Source organism: Sphingorhabdus sp. (genome assembly GCF_044239665.1).
GTDB lineage: Bacteria > Pseudomonadota > Alphaproteobacteria > Sphingomonadales > Sphingomonadaceae > Sphingorhabdus_B.
The window spans coordinates 20,532-40,153 of record NZ_JBIIBA010000012.1; the positions used below are offsets into that span (position 1 = coordinate 20,532).

The 19,622-nt window shown below is 55.7% G+C and carries 18 protein-coding genes; 11 read left to right on the plus strand and 7 right to left on the minus strand.

Going from position 1 to position 19,622, the window contains the following annotated elements; genetic code table 11:
• Positions 1-27: 27 nt before the first annotated feature.
• Complete coding sequence (gene pdeM / locus ACILP3_RS05520; RefSeq protein WP_395615661.1) at positions 28-723, plus strand: ligase-associated DNA damage response endonuclease PdeM; 696 nt, start codon at positions 28-30, stop codon at positions 721-723.
• Here pdeM and ACILP3_RS05525 read toward each other — a convergent pair.
• Positions 694-1,380 (minus strand): YggS family pyridoxal phosphate-dependent enzyme, encoded by a 687-nt coding sequence (locus ACILP3_RS05525; RefSeq protein WP_395615662.1) that lies wholly within the window; start codon positions 1,378-1,380, stop codon positions 694-696. The genes pdeM and ACILP3_RS05525 overlap by 30 nt on opposite strands.
• Positions 1,381-1,403: 23 nt before the next feature.
• On the opposite strand from ACILP3_RS05525, the gene ACILP3_RS05530 reads away from it, so the two are divergent.
• Positions 1,404-1,952: a thiamine phosphate synthase gene (locus tag ACILP3_RS05530; RefSeq protein ID WP_395615663.1), complete on the plus strand. Its 549-nt coding sequence runs from the start codon at positions 1,404-1,406 to the stop codon at positions 1,950-1,952.
• Here ACILP3_RS05530 and ACILP3_RS05535 read toward each other — a convergent pair.
• Positions 1,949-2,704 carry a hypothetical protein gene (locus tag ACILP3_RS05535; protein ID WP_395615664.1) on the minus strand — a complete coding sequence of 252 codons (756 nt, stop codon included), beginning with the start codon at positions 2,702-2,704 and terminating at the stop codon, positions 1,949-1,951. The two genes, ACILP3_RS05530 and ACILP3_RS05535, sit on opposite strands and share 4 nt — an antisense overlap.
• A gap of 250 nt (positions 2,705-2,954) precedes the next feature.
• Between ACILP3_RS05535 and ACILP3_RS05540 the strand changes: the two genes are divergently transcribed.
• From ACILP3_RS05540 to ACILP3_RS05565, 6 genes are all read left to right on the plus strand, one after another.
• Positions 2,955-3,398 carry a DUF3576 domain-containing protein gene (locus tag ACILP3_RS05540; RefSeq protein WP_395615665.1) on the plus strand — a complete coding sequence of 148 codons (444 nt, stop codon included), beginning with the start codon at positions 2,955-2,957 and terminating at the stop codon, positions 3,396-3,398.
• A gap of 5 nt (positions 3,399-3,403) precedes the next feature.
• Positions 3,404-5,929, plus strand: a complete 2,526-nt coding sequence (gene leuS / locus ACILP3_RS05545) for a leucine--tRNA ligase (protein ID WP_395615666.1) — start codon at positions 3,404-3,406, stop codon at positions 5,927-5,929.
• A complete protein-coding gene (lptE, locus tag ACILP3_RS05550) occupies positions 5,926-6,414 on the plus strand; it encodes an LPS assembly lipoprotein LptE (protein WP_395615667.1) in 489 nt (162 codons plus the stop codon). The genes leuS and lptE overlap by 4 nt, the downstream gene beginning before the upstream one ends.
• Positions 6,411-7,433, plus strand: coding sequence for a DNA polymerase III subunit delta (holA, locus tag ACILP3_RS05555; RefSeq protein WP_395615668.1), 1,023 nt, complete (start codon positions 6,411-6,413; stop codon positions 7,431-7,433). Before lptE ends, holA begins: the two co-directional genes overlap by 4 nt.
• Before the next feature lie 104 nt (positions 7,434-7,537).
• Positions 7,538-7,930, plus strand: coding sequence for a peptide-methionine (R)-S-oxide reductase MsrB (gene msrB / locus ACILP3_RS05560; protein ID WP_395615669.1), 393 nt, complete (start codon positions 7,538-7,540; stop codon positions 7,928-7,930).
• A 44-nt stretch (positions 7,931-7,974) separates the two neighbouring features.
• Positions 7,975-9,987: a transglycosylase domain-containing protein gene (locus ACILP3_RS05565; protein WP_395615670.1), complete on the plus strand. Its 2,013-nt coding sequence runs from the start codon at positions 7,975-7,977 to the stop codon at positions 9,985-9,987.
• A 41-nt stretch (positions 9,988-10,028) separates the two neighbouring features.
• On the opposite strand, the gene ribA is transcribed toward ACILP3_RS05565, so the two are convergent.
• The 4 genes from ribA to ACILP3_RS05585 form a co-directional block, all read right to left on the minus strand.
• On the minus strand, positions 10,029-11,048 hold the full coding sequence (gene ribA / locus ACILP3_RS05570) for a GTP cyclohydrolase II (RefSeq protein WP_395615691.1): 1,020 nt from the start codon (positions 11,046-11,048) through the stop codon (positions 10,029-10,031).
• Positions 11,049-11,089: 41 nt separating this feature from the next.
• Positions 11,090-11,896 carry an exodeoxyribonuclease III gene (xth, locus tag ACILP3_RS05575; RefSeq protein ID WP_395615671.1) on the minus strand — a complete coding sequence of 269 codons (807 nt, stop codon included), beginning with the start codon at positions 11,894-11,896 and terminating at the stop codon, positions 11,090-11,092.
• A gap of 283 nt (positions 11,897-12,179) precedes the next feature.
• Entirely contained in the window at positions 12,180-12,803 is a 624-nt protein-coding gene (locus ACILP3_RS05580) for an outer membrane lipoprotein carrier protein LolA (RefSeq protein WP_395615672.1), read from the minus strand.
• 64 nt (positions 12,804-12,867) lie between these two features.
• Positions 12,868-15,192 carry a DNA translocase FtsK gene (locus ACILP3_RS05585; RefSeq protein WP_395615673.1) on the minus strand — a complete coding sequence of 775 codons (2,325 nt, stop codon included), beginning with the start codon at positions 15,190-15,192 and terminating at the stop codon, positions 12,868-12,870.
• A 165-nt stretch (positions 15,193-15,357) separates the two neighbouring features.
• Between ACILP3_RS05585 and ACILP3_RS05590 the strand changes: the two genes are divergently transcribed.
• The gene (locus ACILP3_RS05590; RefSeq protein WP_395615674.1) at positions 15,358-16,581 is read left to right on the plus strand and encodes an FAD-dependent monooxygenase; all 1,224 of its coding nucleotides are present in this window, start codon (positions 15,358-15,360) and stop codon (positions 16,579-16,581) included.
• A 7-nt stretch (positions 16,582-16,588) separates the two neighbouring features.
• Here the strand turns inward: ACILP3_RS05590 and ACILP3_RS05595 are convergent, their stop codons facing one another.
• Positions 16,589-17,254 carry an OmpA family protein gene (locus tag ACILP3_RS05595; RefSeq protein WP_395615675.1) on the minus strand — a complete coding sequence of 222 codons (666 nt, stop codon included), beginning with the start codon at positions 17,252-17,254 and terminating at the stop codon, positions 16,589-16,591.
• A 151-nt stretch (positions 17,255-17,405) separates the two neighbouring features.
• Here ACILP3_RS05595 and ACILP3_RS05600 point away from each other — a divergent pair, with 151 nt between their 5' ends.
• Positions 17,406-18,743, plus strand: coding sequence for a hemolysin family protein (locus ACILP3_RS05600; protein ID WP_395615676.1), 1,338 nt, complete (start codon positions 17,406-17,408; stop codon positions 18,741-18,743).
• A gap of 71 nt (positions 18,744-18,814) precedes the next feature.
• Positions 18,815-19,594 (plus strand): succinate dehydrogenase iron-sulfur subunit, encoded by a 780-nt coding sequence (locus tag ACILP3_RS05605; RefSeq protein ID WP_395615677.1) that lies wholly within the window; start codon positions 18,815-18,817, stop codon positions 19,592-19,594.
• The last annotated feature ends 28 nt before the right edge of the window (positions 19,595-19,622 follow it).

Sequence of the window (19,622 nt, forward strand, 5' to 3'; positions counted from 1 at the left end):
AGGCGCAGTGCCCATAGCCTTGTGGCAATGGCACAAAGCTTCGAATTTGGCGGACAGACATTTGAAATAGCTGGAGAGGCGGCGTTATATTGGCGCGCGCAAGAGGCGTTATTGGTGTCCGACCTGCATCTGGAAAAGGCGAGCGCCTTTGCCTTGATTGGCCAAATGCTGCCGCCTTATGACAGCGTATCGACGCTTGAGGAGATAGCCACACTTTGCAGGACATATCGACCAGCAAGAATCATATCCCTGGGTGACAATTTCCACGATGATGACGGGGAACACCGATTGGCGGAAGACGCTGCGGCATTATTGGCGGACTTGGCCTGCAACACCGAATGGATATGGATCACCGGAAACCATGACCGCGCGGTATCGGGTATATGGGGCGGCAAGGCCTTTGATGAAGTGACATTGTCGGGCATCACCCTTCGGCATGAGGCGTTACGGGGCGACCCCAATCCCGAAATCTCCGGCCATTTCCATCCAAAGTTCCGGCAAGTGCTGCGCGGGCGGATGGTGAAGCGGCGTTGCTTTGTAAAAACCCCGCGCAAGATGATCATGCCCGCCTTTGGCGCGCTGACCGGCGGGCTTGATGTACAGGATGCTGCTATATTGAAGGCGTGCGACGTGACCGATGGTGAAGGGGTTGAGGCCTTGGTCGCCACACATAGCGGCTATGCACGTTTTTCCTTACATCATGCGGGGGCGCTCGCCAAATAAGGCGGTGCCGACACGGATATAGGTCGCGCCCAGCATGATGGCGGTTTCGAAATCATCGGACATGCCCATGCTCAATTGTGCCGATCCGTGCCGCGCGGACAATTCGGCCAAAAGCGCAAAGAAGGGCGCAGCCTCGACTTCCGCAGGCGGAATGCACATCAGCCCAGCCACCGGAACGCCCGCATCCTGCGCCGCCTTCAGCAGGTCTGGAAGTTCCGCCACGGCACACCCGCCCTTTTGCTCTTCTGCGCCAATATTGACCTGAATGAAGCACGGCACCGCACGCCCCAGCTTTTGCATCGCCTTGCCCAGCGTCGTGACAAGCGACAGCCGATCAACCGAATGGATCATGTCAAACAACGCAACCGCCTCTTCGGCCTTGTTTGATTGCAACTGGCCAATCAGGTGTAGCTCGACGCCCGGATGCCGTTCCTTCAGCGCTGGCCATTTGCTGGCGGCTTCCTGAACTCGATTCTCACCGAACAGCATTTGGCCTTCTAAGATGAGCGGTTCAATGTCTTGCGCCGAACGGGTTTTCGACACCGCGATGAGGTGAATGTCCTGCGCCGGACGTCGCGCCAGTTTGGCCGCGGCGCTGATACGTGTGCGGATGGCCGTCAAACGGTCGGCGGATGTTTCTGTTGTCGCTTCCTGCATAACGGGTCGCTATAGGCACTTGCATGCCGCGAAGCCACCCCTTGCCGAAAATCTGGCTGATGACCGATGCGCGTTTTGGTGATGACCAGCTGCGCGCTATTCAACAGCTGCCTGCGCGATCAGGCGTGGTTTTCCGCCATTATCATTTGGCTACTCAACAACGTCGCGCATTGTTCGCTCAAGTGCTGCGGATTTGTCGGCGGCGCGGGCATATACTGCTGTTGGCGGGTGATGCGCGGACCGCCTTACGCTGGCATGCCGACGGTTTTCATCAACGCAGTCGTGGTCATAGTAGCTTGCTGCATAGCGCCCCTGTTCACAATGCGCGCGAAATCGCAGACGTGAAGCAAGGCCGCCCAGACCTCTTATTCCTCTCCCCGCTTTTCGATACCAACAGCCACCCCGGCGCGCGGCCCATCGGTCCCTTGATGTTTCAGCGGCTTGCAAAGCTTGCCGGCCCAAGGCGCATTATCGCCTTGGGCGGCATGACCCGTCAGACCGCATGTATGCTGGGACCACGGAGCATCCATGGTTGGGCGGCGATTGATGCTTTCAGGAAAAAGACAGCTTAGAAGCGGATTTTGGTTCCGACATAAACCGCTTCGCTGTCTTTGCGGTTGTCAGGCAAGGGAATGACGCGATCATTCTCACTGGCGTACCGTACACCAGCAGTGACATCAATCTTGCGGCTGATCGAGAAGCTACCGCCGACATCAAGCTTATAGTCGCCGGAAGCCCCGCTACCGCGTGCGGGCGGAGCCATTTCTTTATTCTGGTCAAGTTTAATATTGGTGCTGAACTTGCTTGGCTTCTGAACTGTGTCATCAAGCCGGAAGCCGCCCTTGCCAACATCGCTCAAAGGTGTCTTTGCCGAACGCGCGTTCGCCTTGGGCAAAGTGAAATCCTGCCAACCCTTTGAGGCAGTCAAACGATAGTCGACTGCGGCCAAACGTAGCCCCTTGCCCGCACCGACTTCGTTTGGTGCAATGACATTACGCATCGATACAGCGCCGGCGGTCAAACGCGAGTTGGCCCGCGCAGCGACGGTAATCGTGCGATTGCGACCTTCACCAGCACTCGCAGGCGTGAATGGAAAGCGCGCATTGGGTGCAATTTGCGTAGCGGAAAACTTCTGAGCAAGGCCACTGTCACCGCCAGCAGGGGTAAACATAGCGATCCAAGACGGTGCAGCCATTTGCTCCGCACCGGATGCCTTTGCGGCAAAGGCAGGGACAATCATCGGCGAAAGGGCAAACGAAGCCGTTGCAAGCATCACTGCTGCAAAGGTTGCGAATTTTCCTTTCTGTACCCGCTTCACGTTCATAGCCTCACTTCGCGCGATTCTTTTTACTTAGTCAAGTCTTACGCCTCATTTGAGTGATTCAAAAGGGCCGTAATTTCAAAATCACTCCAATAGCACGTTTTGTCGCCGATTGTTGCATGATGTCCACAATCGGATAGCGAATGGAAGCTGACTACAACATTAATTCCCCGCCGTTCAGCCGCCAGAAAGCTTGCCCCCGACAGCAAGCCTCTATAGAGGTTTCCCATATTCCATTGTTCAAGGACATTTTATGCGCACCACCCGCCTGGCACTCATCATTGCGACCAGCAGCTTATTAAGCTTAGGCCTGCTTTCCGGCTGCGGCGGCAGGGAACGTCCAAAAGCGGACCTCGCGGCCAGCCAGGTCAATACCATTGGCGTCAACAGCTATTTGTGGCGCGCATCGCTTGATGCATTGTCCTTCATGCCCTTGCTGCAAACCGACTCATCGGGCGGCGTCATCGTCACCGATTGGTATGTAAACCCGCAAAGCCCTGGCGAACGGGTAAAGTTGACGATTTCGATCCTTGACCAAGACCTGCGTGCCGACGCCCTGCGCGTCGCCGGCAGCCGCGAAGTCTCGCAAAATGGCCAGTGGGTCGCCGCACCATTGCGGGCGGCGACAGTGCAAAAGCTTGAAGCCGTTATCCTCACCAAGGCGCGTGACCTTCGTCGGTCGTCGATCACCGGGTAATTTCTATGTCCAATGTAGAGCGCTTTAACCCGCACGTCGCCGACGCGCGGTGGCAGAATATTTGGGAAGAACGCAACAGCTTCGTTGCGGATGACAATTCGACCAAGCCCCGCGCTTATGTCCTTGAAATGTTTCCTTATCCGTCGGGCCGCATCCATATCGGCCATGTCCGCAATTACACGATGGGCGATGTGCTGGCGCGCTACAAGCGGATGACGGGGCATGAGGTTCTACACCCCATGGGATGGGACGCCTTTGGCATGCCCGCCGAAAATGCGGCGATGGAAAAGAATGTCCACCCTGGCGGTTGGACGCGCGACAATATCGCAAATATGAAGGCCCAGCTCAAACGGCTTGGCTTTGCAATTGACTGGACACGCGAGCTAGCGACCTGCGAGCCCGAATATTATGGCCATGAACAAGCCCTGTTCCTAAAGCTGTATGCCGCTGGTTTGGTCTATCGCAAGGAATCGGCCGTGAACTGGGACCCGGTCGACATGACCGTGCTTGCCAATGAACAAGTCATCGATGGCAAAGGCTGGCGATCTGGCGCGCCGATTGAACGCCGCAAGCTGAGCCAGTGGTTCCTAAAGATCACCGACTTTGCAGATGAACTGCTCACAGGGCTTGGGTCGCTTGACCAATGGCCCGACAAGGTGCGGTTGATGCAGGAAAACTGGATCGGCAAATCGCAAGGCTTGAAATGCACCTTCCAATTCCCCGGGGGGGATGGCGGCATCGACGTTTTTACAACGCGGCCTGACACCATGTTCGGCGCAAGCTTTGTCGCAGTTGCAGCAGACCATCCAGTCGCGCAAAAGCTGGCTACCAATGCACCTGACTTGCAGGCATTTATCGCGGAATGCCGCAAGGGCGGCACCACCGCCGCAGACATTGAAACCGCCGAAAAACGTGGGTTTGATACAGGACTGACCGTCGAACATCCGTTGGATGCAAGCTGGCATTTACCAGTCTATGTCGCGAATTTCGTGCTGATGGATTATGGCACCGGAGCGGTCTTTGGCTGCCCCGCACATGACCAACGCGACCTTGATTTTGCCCGCAAATATGATTTGCCCGTCACCCGCGTTGTCGCCGATGGCGATGTGACCGATAGCGTCTTTGCCGGCGATATTGCCTTCACGGGCCCCGGCACCATCGTCAATTCGCGCTGGATGAATGGCATGACCATTGACCAGGCGAAGGCTGATGTCATTGCACGCGCGCAGGCCGAGGGTTGGGGCACTGGCCAGACGCAATATCGCTTACGCGACTGGGGCGTTTCACGTCAGCGTTACTGGGGCACGCCCATTCCCATCATCCATTGCCAGACCTGCGGCATAGTACCGGTGCCAGATGACCAATTACCGGTCACCTTACCAGAAGATGTCAGCTTCGACATTCCCGGCAACCCGCTGGATCGCCACCCCAGCTGGAGCAAGGTCGATTGCCCAAGCTGCGGTCAGCCTGCGCGGCGCGAAACCGACACGCTCGACACTTTTGTGGATTCAAGCTGGTATTTCATTCGCTTTGCCAGCCAGCCACATGACAAGCCCTTTGATCGCACGGTTGCGGAAAAATGGCTTCCGGTAGACCAATATATTGGCGGCGTTGAGCATGCCATTCTACATTTGCTCTATGCCCGTTTTTGGACGCGCGCCTTGAGCCATATTGGCTTGATTGACGTACAGGAGCCATTTGCGTCCTTGTTCACCCAAGGCATGGTCACGCACCAAACCTATCAAGACGCAAAGGGCAGTTGGCTGAGCCCCGATCAGGTGCGGCGCGAAGGCGACATCTGGACCATCATCGATAGCGGCGCCCCTGCGGTTGCTGGCCGGATCGAGAAAATGTCCAAGTCCAAAAAGAATGTCGTCGATCCCGATGACATTGTGGATCAATATGGCGCAGATGCCGTGCGCTGGTTCATGCTGTCCGACAGCCCCCCTGAACGCGATCTGGAGTGGTCGGAAGCGGGCATTGAAGGCTGCTGGCGTTTTGTGCAGCGTCTGTGGCGGCTGACATCACAAGTGAGCGGTGCGGATGGGGCGGACAAGGCTTTGGACCGAAAAACCCATCAGACAATCGCTGGCGTCGGCGCAGATATCGAGGCGCTGGCCTTTAACAAGGCCGTGGCCAAGATTTATGATCTGGCTAACGCCATTGAAAAAGCCCCGCCATCGGCCAGCCGCGATTCTGCCATCCGCACGATCCTATTACTGTCGTCTCCCATGGTCCCGCATTTGGCCGAAGAAGCCTGGACACAGCTTGGCGCGGAGCTTGGTGGCGGTCTTATCGCTGACGCTGCATGGCCAGCGGTTGACCCGGCCCTGCTGGAAGAGGACGAGGTTACCATCGCCATTCAAGTAAGGGGCAAATTGCGGGATACGCTAACGGTCGCCAAGGGCTTGCCGCAGGCCGAAATGGAGGCACTTGCACTGGCCAGCCAAAAGGTTCAGCATGCCATTGACGGCGGCGATATTAAAAAAATCATCGTCGTTCCCGACAGGCTGGTCAACATCGTCTTATGAACCGTTTCTTCGCCCCCTTGATGCTTGCTTTCCTGCTGCCCGCGTGCAGTTTGCAGCCATTGTATAGCGGTGGGTCAAAAGGGGCGGTGGCGCGTGCATTGGGAACAATAAGCGTCGCACCAATCGAGGGTAAAAACGGTTGGCTGATGCGCAATGCATTGACCGACCGGCTTGGCGCTCAAGACGGCAATTCTGCCCAATTCCGTTTGGTTGTTGTGCTGGATGACCAAATTGAAGGTTTCGGGGTGCGCGCGGATGATACGATCACGCGCGAACGTCGGACATTGCGTGCCCGCTATCAGCTTGTTTCGGTCGCGACAGGTGAGACTGTGCTGGATATGACCGCCGGATCGGACGCTGGCATTGACGTGGTCAGCTCGGAATATGCAACGATCGCTAGCGAAAACAGTACGCTTGAAAACCTGACACAAAAGGTTGCGGATCAGATTGTCACGCGGCTTTCCATTTACGCGCGCGGCGAATGAGCAGCGCAAAAGAGCGTAGCTTCATCAATGCCATCAGTGCACGCCCTGATGTTCGGCTGTTTTTCATATTCGGGCAGGACGAATCGGCTGTCGCCGATATTGCCGGGCAAATGTCAGCGCAGCTTGCAGGCTCGGAACGCATTGATATCGACAGCGACCGTATCCGCAATGACCCAGCCTTGTTGGTGGACGAGGCATCTGCGCTATCGCTGTTTGGCGACAAAAGACATATCCGCCTCAATTTCCGCCGCGAAGAGGGCTTAGCCGCAGTCGAGAATTTGCTCGCGCTTGAAGGCGACATAAGCCCGGTTATCGCCACCGCCGGTAATTTGACCAAGGCTAGCAAATTGCGGAAGTTGCTGGAGGCGCATCCCTGCGCCATGGTCCACATCTGTTATTTACCCGAAGAGGGCGACGCTGCGGCCGCAGTCATGTCTTATGCTGCCACAACGGGGTTGAAGATCGATCGGCCACTTGCCGCACGTATTGCGCGCTACACAGGGCAAGACCGCAAGTTGGCGCAGGCCGAGATCGAAAAACTATCCTTATATTATGATGCGTCACCGCAGCGTCCCGCCACGGTCGAAATAGCTATATTCGAAGCCCTATCGGCGGAAACTGGCGAGGAAAACATCAACGGCCTCGTCCATGTCGTGATGGGCGGTGACTTACGCGGTACGGGCCGCGAGCTGGCTGCCGCGCGTGACATGGGGGTGGATGCCATTCGCATCATCCGCGCCATGCAACGCCGCGCGACAATGCTCGCCGCGATGCGGACACAAGTCGACAATGGCGCAAATCCAAGCGCAGTGGTTAAAGCCACGCGTTCGATATTCTGGAAAGATGCCGACAGCTTCGTACAGCAGCTTATGCGCTGGCCATCCGTTCGGCTTGCAGGGCTAAACAGCCATTTACTCGAGGTTGAGTCAAAATTGATGCACGTCCGCGACGGGCTTGCCGTTACGATATTGGAAGAAGAGCTCGTCCGCATTGCCCGTGCCGCAGCACGTCGCGGCTAACCACCGTGGCCGACTTGCGGATGTTTAAAGACATCACTGTTGCGCCAGCACCTTGCACCGTTTTGCTGCAGACCCCACATCATTCTCACGAAAGGTATCTTTTCATGAAAAAAATTATCAAGTCCGATGCAGAATGGCGGGCAGAATTGGACCCCGTTCAATATCATGTCTTGCGGGAGGCTGGCACTGAACGCGCCTTTGCGGGTAAACTGACCGATGAAAAGCGCGAAGGCGAATTTCGCTGTGCGGGCTGCGGCACCGCCCTGTTTGCTTCAGACGCGAAATTTGACAGCGGTTCGGGTTGGCCAAGCTTTACCGCGCCCGCAGATAATGACGCGGTCGAAGAGCACCGCGATACATCACACGGCATGGTCCGCATTGAAGTGCGCTGTGCCGCATGTGAGGGGCATTTGGGCCATGTTTTCCCAGATGGGCCTGGACCGACGGGTCTGCGTTACTGCATCAACAGCGCCGCGCTTGCATTCGATCCTGAATAACAAGTCGCTTGTCGGCGGTTACGGGACTGGGTAACACACCGGTTATGGCACCCGCGCGCAAGATTTCGAAAGAACATGGCCCAATGGGAACATGGGTAGCCCGTATCGTCAAAGCGAGCGTTATCGCTGCATTGCTGGGCGTCATGGTGCTTGGCATTTTTGTCGCGATTGCACGTGGCGAAATTGACAGTTTTGAAGATCTAAAAGCTTCCCCCAACGGGCAAATGATCCGCATACGTGCCGCAGACGGCACTGTCATTCAATCGCTTGGTCCGAGTTTCGGACGTTGGCTGACCATCGACCAATTGCCGTCCGAAATGAAGGACGCGATGGTCGCCGTCGAAGATCGTAGATATTATCTGCACCCCGGCGTCGACCCCATTGGCATTACGCGATCTGTGTATGTGCGGACAGTTGAAGGTCGCTGGACGCAAGGCGGTTCGACCATCACGCAACAATTGGCGCGCAACATATATCTGAATAGCAACAAGGAGTTTGGGCGCAAAATTCGCGAGGTCATTCTTGCGCTGGCCATGGAGACCAAATTCTCCAAGGACCAGATCCTGGAACTCTATTTGAATAAAGTATATTTCGGCGGCGGCGCTTATGGGGTCGATGCCGCAAGTCGCCGTTTCTTTGACCATGGCGCAGAAGACATCAGCCTTGCCGAGGCGGCCATTATCGCAGGCCTTGTAAAGGCGCCCTCACGTTACGCGCCAACCGCCGATGCGCAGGCCGCCTTGGACCGGGCAAAGGTGGTGGTTACGGTCATGCAGGATACAGGGATGATTACCGCGGCTGAGGCCGCGGGGGTCGAATTGACCGGTGTCCGCTTGGCCGCTGAAGCGCCCCAAGACAGCGTGCGGTACTTCACGGATTGGGTTTTGCCGCAGTTGGACGGCCTGATTGATGAAACTGAAAAGCCTATCGATGTCTGGACGACTTTAGACCTGAGCATGCAGCGCGCCGCAACCGCAGCGATTACAAGTAATGCCCCTAACGGTGCCCAAGGCGCGCTGGTGTCGATTGACCGCGACGGCGCGGTAAAGGCGATGGTGGGCGGGACCGATTATGTGACCAGCAATTACAATCGCGCGGTAACCGCCGTTCGCCAACCAGGCTCGGCCTGGAAATTATTCGTGTATCTCACCGCATTGGAAGCGGGCTACCGTCCCGAAGACATGGTGGAAGACAAGCCGGTCGAAATTGAAGGCTGGCAACCTAAGAATAGTAACGGCAATTTTGCTGGCCCAATTTCGCTTCGCACCGCCTTTGCCTATTCCAAAAATACAGTCGCCGCCCAAATTGGACAAGACGTCGGCACCAGCAGCATCGCCAATATGGCCCGCAGGTTCGGAATCACCACCCCTGTCAACACGCAACCGTCGATGGTTCTGGGCACATCGGATACGCGCGTGATCGATATGACCCAAGCGTTCGCCGCAGTCGCAGCAGGCGGTCGAAGTGTCACGCCTTATGGCATTACAAAGGTTACGACGATTGATGGTGAGCTTCTATATGCGGCAAAGCCATCAAGTTCCGTGCAGTTGGTTGATGATTGGGTTGCAGGCGCAATGACTGATTTATTGCAAACCGCTGTCGCCACGGGCACTGGGCGAGCCGCAAATATTGGCCGACCCGTAGCGGGCAAAACGGGAACGACATCAAGCAACAAAGACGGATGGTTCTTGGGCTATTCCAGCGGCCTTACAACCGGCGTTTGGATGGGTCGCGACGACGCTAAGCGAATTGGAGGGCTAGAAGGCGGACGCGCCCCTGCGCAAGCCTGGGCAGCCTATATGCGCGTCGCTGTGGCCGGACGCCCCGTAGAGAAATTCGCAACTGAGGTGACTTTCCCAGAAGCCCTTGAAGGTGAGGAGTCCTTGCTGGGCGAAGACGAAATGCTGCTGTTCGATGAAAATGGCATGCCGATTGAAGGCGACCCCTTAATGGAAGACCCGAACCTAGCGCCGACGACAGAGCCGGAGCCGCTGGATGATGCGTTTATCGAAAGGGCCCTAAATGGTCGGCGAGATCAGCGGCCAGCACCAGAATAAGGGCGCAGCGATCCGCGTCGAAAATTTCGTCCCTCAAGAGGTTACAGCGCGTGACCGGTCCGGCTTTTCTTGGTTTCAAGATAATCGGCATTATGTGGATTGGCAGCAATCTTAAGCGGCAGCCGCTCGGCGACCATGATGCCCGCTTTTTGCAGGCCATCGACCTTTTCAGGATTATTGGTCAGCAGGCGTACCGTTTCCACACCCAGTAATTCCAGCATCCGTGCAGCTACCGAAAAATCGCGGGCATCAATCGCAAAGCCCAAACGGGTATTGGCATCGACGGTATCAAATCCCTGATCCTGGAGCGCATAAGCGCGCAGCTTGTTAATCAAGCCAATGCCGCGCCCCTCTTGTCGCAAATATAACAACATCCCCCAATTTGCGTCCGAAATCTGTTGCAATGCTTCGTGCAATTGCGGGCCGCAATCGCATTTCAGGCTGCCAAGAACATCGCCGGTCAGGCATTCACTGTGTAACCGGACAACGGGTGCTGAAGAATCGCGCGTGCCCATCAACAAAGCCACATGGTCAGACGCGTCCACATCTGTCCGGAACGCTATAATTTCAGCATTGGCATTGGCGGCAACGGGAAGCTTGGCCCGCGCGGCTATGCGCAAGGCGCCGCTATCGTCAAAAGCGGCAACATCTTGAGGGCTAACGTAAAGGGGGCTCTCACCTGCATCGTCCAAAACCAGAAATGCCGGAAGCAAACCTGCCAAACGTGCAAGTTCGATAGCCGCCGTCGCTGACGGGCCATCATCCAGCGCCAGCGCCGCAAAAGGTCCCTTCATGGGATAAGCAAGGTCAAGGCTGGGGTCCGCGACCGCCAAAGCGAGCCGCAGGTCGAGATCGGCAGGCGCCTTTATAAGCACCGGAAGGTTGCCACCTGCCGCAGCACGCTGGTTCGTTAATTTCAGCGTCGCCGCGCGGCTTGCCGAAAGCAATATTGCATGCGCGCCGGAAATATCCTGCGCTGTTTCGACCGCAAGCACGGTCAGCGCTTTGTCCAAATGCTGCACGGTAACCGGCCAACCACGACGCAGTGCATCAATCGCCATTGCTGCGCGGCGCGAGTCTCCCAACGCGGCGCGCGCGGCGTTCAAAAGTTGAATTCCGTGACGATCGGCGCATGGTCGGATGGCTTGCCCCAGCCGCGCACATGTTTATGCACAATATGCGCCTTTGCCTTTTCTTTCAGATCAGGGGTAACCCACATATGATCTAGCCTACGTCCGCGGTCGGACGTCTCCCAATCCTGCGCGCGATAGCTCCACCATGTGTATAACTTTTTCGATGGATCCACAAAGTGCCGCGCAACATCCACCCAGTCTGCCGCGGCCTGAATTTCCGCCAGATGCTCAATTTCAATGCGGGTATGGCTGACGACATTGACCAATTGTTTGTGGCTCCAGACATCTTGTTCAAGCGGCGCAACGTTGAAGTCACCTGTGAGGACTGTCGGTTGCGTGACGTTCCGCGACCATTCGGCCATACGCTTTAGGAAAGCCAGTTTCTGTCCGAATTTGGAGTTAACCTCGCTGTCGGGGACCTCGCCCCCGGCGGGAATGTAGACATTGTCGATGCGCACGCCCTTAGCTGCGTCGAGATTTAACTCGGCGCCGACATGACGCGCCTCCCCATTGGCCTGCCAATCCTCAACCCTGCGGTTAATCAACGGCAGTTTGCTGACGATTGCAACGCCATGATGCATGGGCATGCCATTGACGACGAAATGACGATAACCCAATTGCCGGAACAATCCTTCGGGAAACAGACTGTCGATAACTTTGGTTTCCTGAAGGCATAAAACGTCGGGCGCTTCCTCCTTCAAATAGCGTTCGACAATGTCGATACGGGCGCGGACAGAGTTTATATTCCACGAGGCGATGCGAATGGTCTGAGACATAAGACAAAACCCCTAGATGCCTGAAGCGTCAGGAGCAAGCCAGTGAAGACATTTGCTTCAAAAAAGCAAAGTCCTCACCCCGGGGGCATTTGGGATGAGGACTAGGCTTGCGTTCGTCACGCGGAAATCAGCGATGATTAAACTCGTGGGCAACAGGGGGAAAACCACACGAACATTCGGCCGCTGATGGGACATATATATAGCGGCCTTCCTGTCGTTCAGATGAACAACACGACCGCACGCCGCAACTTGTCGGCGGTGCGCTTCCGTTCATCGCCCGATTTTACGATTTTTGCCTGACTGGTCGCGGATCTCTCCACGTGAACGCGTTTTTTGCGATTGTACCGTTATAGGTAATGTTGCTGAGTCGAATGGTGGTGCGGTTGTTTTTGGAGTCCAGTGCGACCCAGCCATTCAAAGTCAACCCACCCGGCGCGCCGGGTTTGTCTACAAATATCATCGTGATGGTGCCATATTCGGGGCGCTTTGGGTCACGGACTTCGACGCTGACAACGTCATTCGTAGAAGTGGGCAGTATCTTGCCAAAGCGCGCAAGATCCTGACCGGGGTCAAGGAGGGCGGCCAGCGGACTGTTACGGATCGGCCAGCGTTGCACTTGCTTCACCTCATAATCCACCATGGTCAGCGCACGGCCGTCAGCGACAATCAATAACGGCACATCCTTTTGATATTCGAAACGCACTTGCCCAGGTCGTTTCAACAGCAACTTGCCGGTCAGCGTCCCGCCGCTCCGGTCTGTCTGCGTGAAATTCGCCGACATCGTGCCCACGGCCTTCATATGCTGCACAACCCGCGCCATCTGCTCGGACGATGACTGCGCAGGGCTAGGCGTCGTTGCGACGAGCGCAATCGGCACGAACAACATGGCATATTTTGAAAAAATCATCTTTGTTCCTCGGGATGGATGGCAGCGATCCCTATCCGGACTGCCTTGAACCGCATCTTAATGGCTAAACAGGATCGCCGTTGCGGTCGCGCAATACTTCGCGGCGGCCAATATGGTTCGGCGCACTGATGAAGCCGTCTTCTTCCATCCGATCAATCAACCGTGCGGCACTATTGTAACCGATGCGCAATTGCCGTTGGATCCAACTTGTCGAAGCCTTTTGGCTTTCGAACACGATCTGGCACGCTTTGCGATATTGCGAATCTTCTTCGCTGTCATCGCCGCCCATGCCGCCAAAGTCGAAACCGCCATCTTCGGGTTCTTCCGTCACGGCCTGAATATATTCAGGCTGCCCTTGGCCACGCCAATGGTCGGCAACGCGGCGCACTTCATCGTCGGAGACAAAAGGTCCGTGAATACGCGTCAATCCGCGACCTCCTGCCATATAGAGCATGTCGCCCTTGCCTAGCAGCTGTTCTGCACCTTGTTCCCCAAGAATGGTCCGACTGTCGATTTTTGACGTCACATGGAAGGAAATGCGGGTGGGTAAGTTGGCCTTGATAACGCCCGTGATAACATCGACCGAGGGGCGCTGCGTTGCCATGATCAAATGGATGCCCGCTGCCCGCGCCTTTTGTGCCAGGCGCTGGATCAGGAATTCGACCTCTTTACCCGCCGTCATCATCAAGTCAGCCAACTCATCAACGATGATCACAATTTGCGGCATGGGTTCGTAAGCGAGGCTTTCTTCTTCATATTGCGGTTGGCCCGTCATCGGGTCGTAGCCGATTTGCACCTTGCGGCCCAATGGCGCACCCTTTGCTTTTGCACCGCGCACCTTTTCGTTGAAGTTTGCAAGGTTACGCACGCCAAGCGAGGACATCATGCGGTACCGCTCCTCCATCTGCTCGACGGCCCATTTTAGTGCGCGGATGGCCTTTGCAGGCTCGGTCACCACAGGCGACAGCAGATGCGGAATATCGTCATAGCTGCTCAATTCTAGCATCTTGGGATCGATCATGATCATCCGACATTGGTCGGGCGTCAGACGATAAAGCAGCGACAAGATCATACAGTTCAGGCCAACCGATTTTCCCGAGCCGGTTGTTCCCGCGACCAGCAAATGGGGCATGGGCGCTAGGTCGGCAATAACCGGATCGCCAGAGATATTCTTGCCCAAGATGATCGGCAATGCGCCTTTTTGCTCCGCAAAAGCGTCCGAGCCCACCATCTCTTGAAAGACTACAGCCTCTCGGTGCGCATTGGGCAGTTCAATGCCCATCACCGTCCGGCCAGGGATAGTCGAGACGCGCGCGGACAGCGCGGACATGTTGCGCGCAATGTCTTCGGCCAACTGAACGACGCGGCTAGATTTGATGCCCGCTGCCGGCTCAAGTTCGTACATTGTCACGACAGGGCCAGGGCGAACAGCGACAATCTGTCCCTTTACATGGAAGTCATCCAGCACCGATTCCAGCAGCCGTGCATTGGCTTCCAACGCCGCCTTGTCGAGTTTAGGCACTGAAATCGAAGACGGCGGATCGAGCAACTCAAGCGATGGCAAGGTAAAGCTGCCAAAGAAGTCACCTTGCCGCGCGCCGGTAGAAAAAGCGGCTTTTTTAGGCGCGAGCGTGCGGTCCTCAATCACCGGCGGCTTGCGTTGATCTGGTTCCACGGCCTTGCGTGGCAGCTTGGGCTCGACAATCTGTGGCGCAGGCAGGTCATCGCCCGCTAAGGCCAAATTGACAGCATTGGCGCCTCCAAATTTAGGCATCGTCAGTGTCGGGATGCGCAACAATGGCCGTTCCAGCTGAAGCGACCGGATGACCAGCGCCACGCCACCCGCCAAAGCGCCGAGTATTAGGGAAACCCGAAGCAATGTTCCGAATATACCCTGAATTTGGCTTATAAGCGCACTGGCGGCATTGCCCAATAATAGGGCAATCAACCCACCCCATCCCGCTGGAAACCCGATGTCACTACCCTGCTGCCAATAGGACATGCCAAAACCGACCAGCAGCATACCGATCAGGCATAATGATAATTGTCGTTTCCATTGCGGCTGCGGGACATCGCGCCACAAGCGCCGCGCAAATACCAGCATCAGCGGCAACAAGAATATCGCTGGTACGCCGAACAGGAAAAGCATCGCATCTGCAACATACGCGCCGCTTTGGCCCATCCAGTTGTGCTGCACATCTGCCGCAGCGCTGTTATATGCAGCATCGCCTGCGGAATAGCTGAGCAGCGCAAGCCCGTAGAATATGGCAAACAGCCCTAACGCCGCAGCGCCAAACAAGGCGCCGCTGCGGATCAATGACGCACGCATCATCTGACGCCAATTGGCGAGGTTTGATTTCGGGCTAAATTTTGAAACGCGCAAAGCCATGTTACGAATGCCGATATGTATGAAGTCGCAAAGGAACGAATATGTCCCTTTTCGGCGTCAGCAGACTCCTCGTCAAGTATTAGAGGGCAAAAGGGAGGCCTGACTGGTTTGATACGGTCAAAATCCTCCTTTGAATCCCGCGCTTTCTTGCGGCATAAGTGCGTCATGGAAAACAAGGCAGATATAATCATCATCGGTGGCGGCCTCATTGGTCTCACGCAAGCTCTGGCGCTGGCGTCACAAGGCATTACGAGCCATGTCATTGACCGTGCGGATCAGGCCAGCATGCTCGAGGCAGGCTTTGATGGCCGGACTTTTGCAATCTCAAGCTCCAGCTACAAATTATTTGAGGCCATGGGCCTTGGCGATGCTTTGGCTGGCAAAGGTTGCCCCATTGAGAAGATTTGGGTCAGCGACGGGCTCAAACCAGGATCACTCGATTTTGCGCCAGCCGAAGATGATGGTTTTTTGGGTCAGATGTTTGAAAGCCGTTATTTGCGCGCTGTGCTTTACAAGGCTGCGCAAGAACATGCGGCAATCCAACTGCACATGCCGGCAAACATCATCAGCAAGTCGCGAGATGCCAGCGCAGCGACAGTAACGCTTGAAGGTGGAAAAATATTGACCGCAGACCTGATGATCGTTGCCGAAGGCCGCAAAAGCGAAACCCGCGAAGAAGCTGGAATCCACATTGCGCAATGGCAATATGAGCATCACGCAATTGTTGGCGCTATTTATCACGAACGGCCACACAACAATATAGCCTATGAAATCTTTTATCCCACGGGGCCCTTTGCCGTTCTGCCTATGCTGGATGACGAACATGGCCGCCACCGTTCGGCGCTTGTCTGGTCCGTTGAATCCAAGGATGCTGCTGGCTACCTAAAGCTATCGCCGCGCGGTTATGCTGCCGAACTTGAAAAGGGCATGGGCGGATTATTAGGTAAGGTCGAATTGTCCGCGCCTTTGTCGTCTTACAAATTGGGTTTCCACCATGCGGCATCGATTACGGCAGAACGCATGGTGTTGATCGGCGATAGTGCCCACGGCATTCACCCGATTGCGGGTCAGGGTCTGAATTTGGGCCTGCGCGATGTCGCGGCGCTAACTGAGGTCCTCGTGGACGGCATGCGTCTTGGTCTCGGCTTTGGTGATGCGCAGTTGCTTGACCGTTATGACCGGTGGCGCAGCATCGACACGTTGCTGATCGCGGTTTCGACAGATGGGCTGAACCGGCTGTTTTCGATTCCCGGTAAAACGGCATCAGCAGTGCGGCGTTTCGGGATGGCGTTGATTCAGCGCGCCGCGCCGGCCAAGACGTTTTTCATGGCCGAGGCACGGGGGGAAAGCGGCGCGCTGCCCAAAATGCTACAGGGTGTCGCGGTATAAAATCGGATTACCCCTGCGTTACAGGAACAAGGCGGATTTCGACGCGGCGGTTGGCCGAACGGCCTGCTGCGTCCAGATTGCTCGCCTTTGGCTGGCTCTCGCCATAACCACGGGTGGCCAATCGCGCGGATTGCACACCGCGTGACGACAAATAATTGGCAACCGACGATGCGCGGCGCTCCGACAATGACTGGTTATATGCATCGGAGCCCGTAGAATCGGTGTGGCCCATGACATCAACATAGGTTTTTTCATATTGAATCAATGTTGACGCAACTTGGTCTAGCGTGCTGCGAAAGCCTGTATCGATGTTTGCGCTGTCGATCCCAAAGGTCACTTCCGACGGCATATCAAGAACGAGATTGTCTCCGTCACGAATCACGTTGATGCCCGTTCCCGCGGTTTGCTGACGCAGCTTTCTTTCTTGCTCATCCATGTAATAGCCAACGCCAGCGCCAGCCAATGCACCAATACCAGCACCAACAATTTTTTCCGTACGATCACGGCGCCCGCCGATCAAATCGCCCAGCAGATAGCCACCTAATGCCCCGCCAATACCGCCAATGGCAGCTTTAGAAATGGTGCGATTCCCGGTTTCAGGATCCGTCACACAAGCCGACAGCGGGAGCATCGCCACAACCAATCCTATCGTTAGCATTTGGCTTTTCTTCATAACTTTCCCTTTCAACTAAAGCGTCGTTTAAACGACACCGATGATGAACCTGCGATGATTATTTAAACCGGCAGCATCATGTAACCATAACCTATTTTTGTGCATTTTGTTGCCAAAGGCCCATTTTTGGCATTATGGCGGAAATGTCCTTATGGAACCTCTTGTCCCTTTCCCGTGGTTTGATGCCGCAACGATACTAGCGCTCATCGCCTTAAACGGTGTGTTCGCCATGTCGGAACTCGCCATCGTATCCGCACGCACGGCGAAGCTGAAAGCTATGGCGGAAGACGGAAAGCGGGGCGCTTCGGCGGCACTTAGGTTGGGTCGCGACCCAGGAAAGTTCCTGTCTACTGTACAAATCGGCATAACGCTCATTGGTATAATCGCCGGCGCTTATTCAGGATCCACGCTTGGCGGGCCAGTTGCTGATCGCATTGCCTTATGGGGTGTCGACCGTGAATGGTCCGAAACCATGGGTTTCGGGATCGTCATCAGCATCACGACTTATGCGTCGCTGGTTATAGGCGAGCTGGTGCCCAAGCAATTTGCGCTGATCGCGCCTGAGCGAATCGCAGTTATCATGGCTGGCCCAATGGAGTTGCTTGCGCGAATAACGGCTCCCATCGTGTGGACACTCGACAAATCAAGCGCGACCATCTTTCGCGCACTTGGTCTTCGCCGCGACACGCGCGACGCGCTGAGCGCCGAAGAATTGCGCATGGTCTTTGCAGAAGCCACGCATGCTGGCATCATTGAGGAACATGAGCATAAGGTCATTGCGGGCGTTGTCCGCCTTGCGGACCGTCCGGTGCGTGAGGTCATGACGCCGCGCACCGATGTGGACCGCATTTCCGCCGATGCATCCGAAGAAGCGGTGCGCGATTCGCTCTTGAATTCACTTCACACTCGGCTGCCTGTGACGGGCGAAGACGGCGACGACATCATTGGTGTAGTCCAATCACGTGACATCGTCGCGGCGCAAATTCGCGGCGAAGTTCTCGACATTCGTAAATTGATGCGCCGCGCCGAGATTATTCCAGATCAACTGGATGCCATGGACGCACTCGAAATCCTGCGATCATCCGATGTCCCAATGCTTTTGGTGCATGACGAATATGGCCATTTCGAGGGGATTGTGACGCCAAACGACCTTTTGGCCGCCATTGCAGGCGAATTTGCATCGGACCAAGCGCAAGGCAGCGCGCCAAATATCATCACGCTGGATGACGGATCGATGCTGGTTTCAGGTTCTATGTCGGCCGATGCAATGGCCGAGGCGCTATCAATCGACCTGCCCGAGGATCGCGATTATGCAACCGCAGCGGGGCATGTCCTGCACATATTGCGGCATTTGCCGTCGGAAGGTGAATCGTTCACAGATCAAGGCTGGCACTTTGAAGTTGTCGACATGGATGGTCGCAAAATAGACAAGCTACGTGTTCGACTTGCAGAAAAAGCAATTAGAGAAGACGCAGTTGAGGGCTTGTGATTGCTTAATCGCTTGGTTAGGGCGTTGCATCACACGGAATATTAAGTTGTTAGCGTCCACAGGATATTGATATGGCCGATTTCTTTCTCCCTAAGAACAGCAAAGTCCAGAAGGGCACTGTTCATACCGCAAAAACCAGCGGCAAGACCAAAAAATTTAAGGTCTACCGATATGATCCCGATAGCGGGGAGAACCCACGGTACGACACGTTTGAGGTAGATACCGAAAATTGCGGTCCCATGGTGCTCGACGCGCTGATCAAGATGAAGGGTGAGCAGGATTCATCGCTGACCTTCCGTCGGTCATGCCGCGAAGGTATTTGCGGTTCATGTTCAATGAACATCGATGGCAAGAACGGCCTCGCCTGCACGACGGCGATTGAAGACTGCAAAAGCGAAGTAACCATCACCCCGCTGCCGCACATGGAAGTCATCAAGGATCTTGTCCCTGACTTCACGCATTTTTACGCACAATATGCGTCGATTAAACCATGGCTGCAGACGGTAACACCAGAGCCATCGGGTAAGGAGCGCCTGCAATCACCAGAGGACCGCGCCAAGCTTGACGGGCTGTATGAGTGCATATTGTGCGCATGTTGCTCGACCAGCTGCCCTTCTTATTGGTGGAACAGCGACAAGTTTTTAGGACCTGCCATTTTGCTGCAAGCCTATCGTTGGTTGGCTGACAGTCGCGATGAAATGACAGGTGAGCGCCTGGACGAGCTGGAAGATCCATTCCGCTTGTATCGCTGCCACACCATTATGAACTGCGCGAACGCATGCCCCAAGGGGCTGAACCCAGCCAAGGCGATTGCGGAAACGAAAAAGATGGTAGCCGAGCGCCACCTTTAGGCGCTTAGGTTACATCAAAGGCCTTTGA

What these genes read in the sequence shown, in the direction of transcription:
- leuS (WP_395615666.1), top strand. Translation starts at nt 3,404, where the DNA reads ATGTCCAATGTAGAGCGCTTTAACCCGCACGTCGCCGACGCGCGGTGG.
- lptE (WP_395615667.1), top strand. Translation starts at nt 5,926, where the DNA reads ATGAACCGTTTCTTCGCCCCCTTGATGCTTGCTTTCCTGCTGCCCGCG.
- ACILP3_RS05580 (WP_395615672.1), bottom strand. Translation starts at nt 12,803, where the DNA reads ATGATTTTTTCAAAATATGCCATGTTGTTCGTGCCGATTGCGCTCGTC.
- holA (WP_395615668.1), top strand. Translation starts at nt 6,411, where the DNA reads ATGAGCAGCGCAAAAGAGCGTAGCTTCATCAATGCCATCAGTGCACGC.
- ACILP3_RS05525 (WP_395615662.1), bottom strand. Translation starts at nt 1,380, where the DNA reads ATGCAGGAAGCGACAACAGAAACATCCGCCGACCGTTTGACGGCCATC.
- xth (WP_395615671.1), bottom strand. Translation starts at nt 11,896, where the DNA reads ATGTCTCAGACCATTCGCATCGCCTCGTGGAATATAAACTCTGTCCGC.
- ACILP3_RS05595 (WP_395615675.1), bottom strand. Translation starts at nt 17,254, where the DNA reads ATGAAGAAAAGCCAAATGCTAACGATAGGATTGGTTGTGGCGATGCTC.
- ACILP3_RS05605 (WP_395615677.1), top strand. Translation starts at nt 18,815, where the DNA reads ATGGCCGATTTCTTTCTCCCTAAGAACAGCAAAGTCCAGAAGGGCACT.
- ACILP3_RS05565 (WP_395615670.1), top strand. Translation starts at nt 7,975, where the DNA reads ATGGCACCCGCGCGCAAGATTTCGAAAGAACATGGCCCAATGGGAACA.
- ribA (WP_395615691.1), bottom strand. Translation starts at nt 11,048, where the DNA reads ATGGCGATTGATGCACTGCGTCGTGGTTGGCCGGTTACCGTGCAGCAT.
- ACILP3_RS05540 (WP_395615665.1), top strand. Translation starts at nt 2,955, where the DNA reads ATGCGCACCACCCGCCTGGCACTCATCATTGCGACCAGCAGCTTATTA.
- ACILP3_RS05590 (WP_395615674.1), top strand. Translation starts at nt 15,358, where the DNA reads ATGGAAAACAAGGCAGATATAATCATCATCGGTGGCGGCCTCATTGGT.
- ACILP3_RS05600 (WP_395615676.1), top strand. Translation starts at nt 17,406, where the DNA reads ATGGAACCTCTTGTCCCTTTCCCGTGGTTTGATGCCGCAACGATACTA.
- ACILP3_RS05535 (WP_395615664.1), bottom strand. Translation starts at nt 2,704, where the DNA reads ATGAACGTGAAGCGGGTACAGAAAGGAAAATTCGCAACCTTTGCAGCA.
- ACILP3_RS05585 (WP_395615673.1), bottom strand. Translation starts at nt 15,192, where the DNA reads ATGGCTTTGCGCGTTTCAAAATTTAGCCCGAAATCAAACCTCGCCAAT.
- msrB (WP_395615669.1), top strand. Translation starts at nt 7,538, where the DNA reads ATGAAAAAAATTATCAAGTCCGATGCAGAATGGCGGGCAGAATTGGAC.
- pdeM (WP_395615661.1), top strand. Translation starts at nt 28, where the DNA reads ATGGCACAAAGCTTCGAATTTGGCGGACAGACATTTGAAATAGCTGGA.
- ACILP3_RS05530 (WP_395615663.1), top strand. Translation starts at nt 1,404, where the DNA reads ATGCCGCGAAGCCACCCCTTGCCGAAAATCTGGCTGATGACCGATGCG.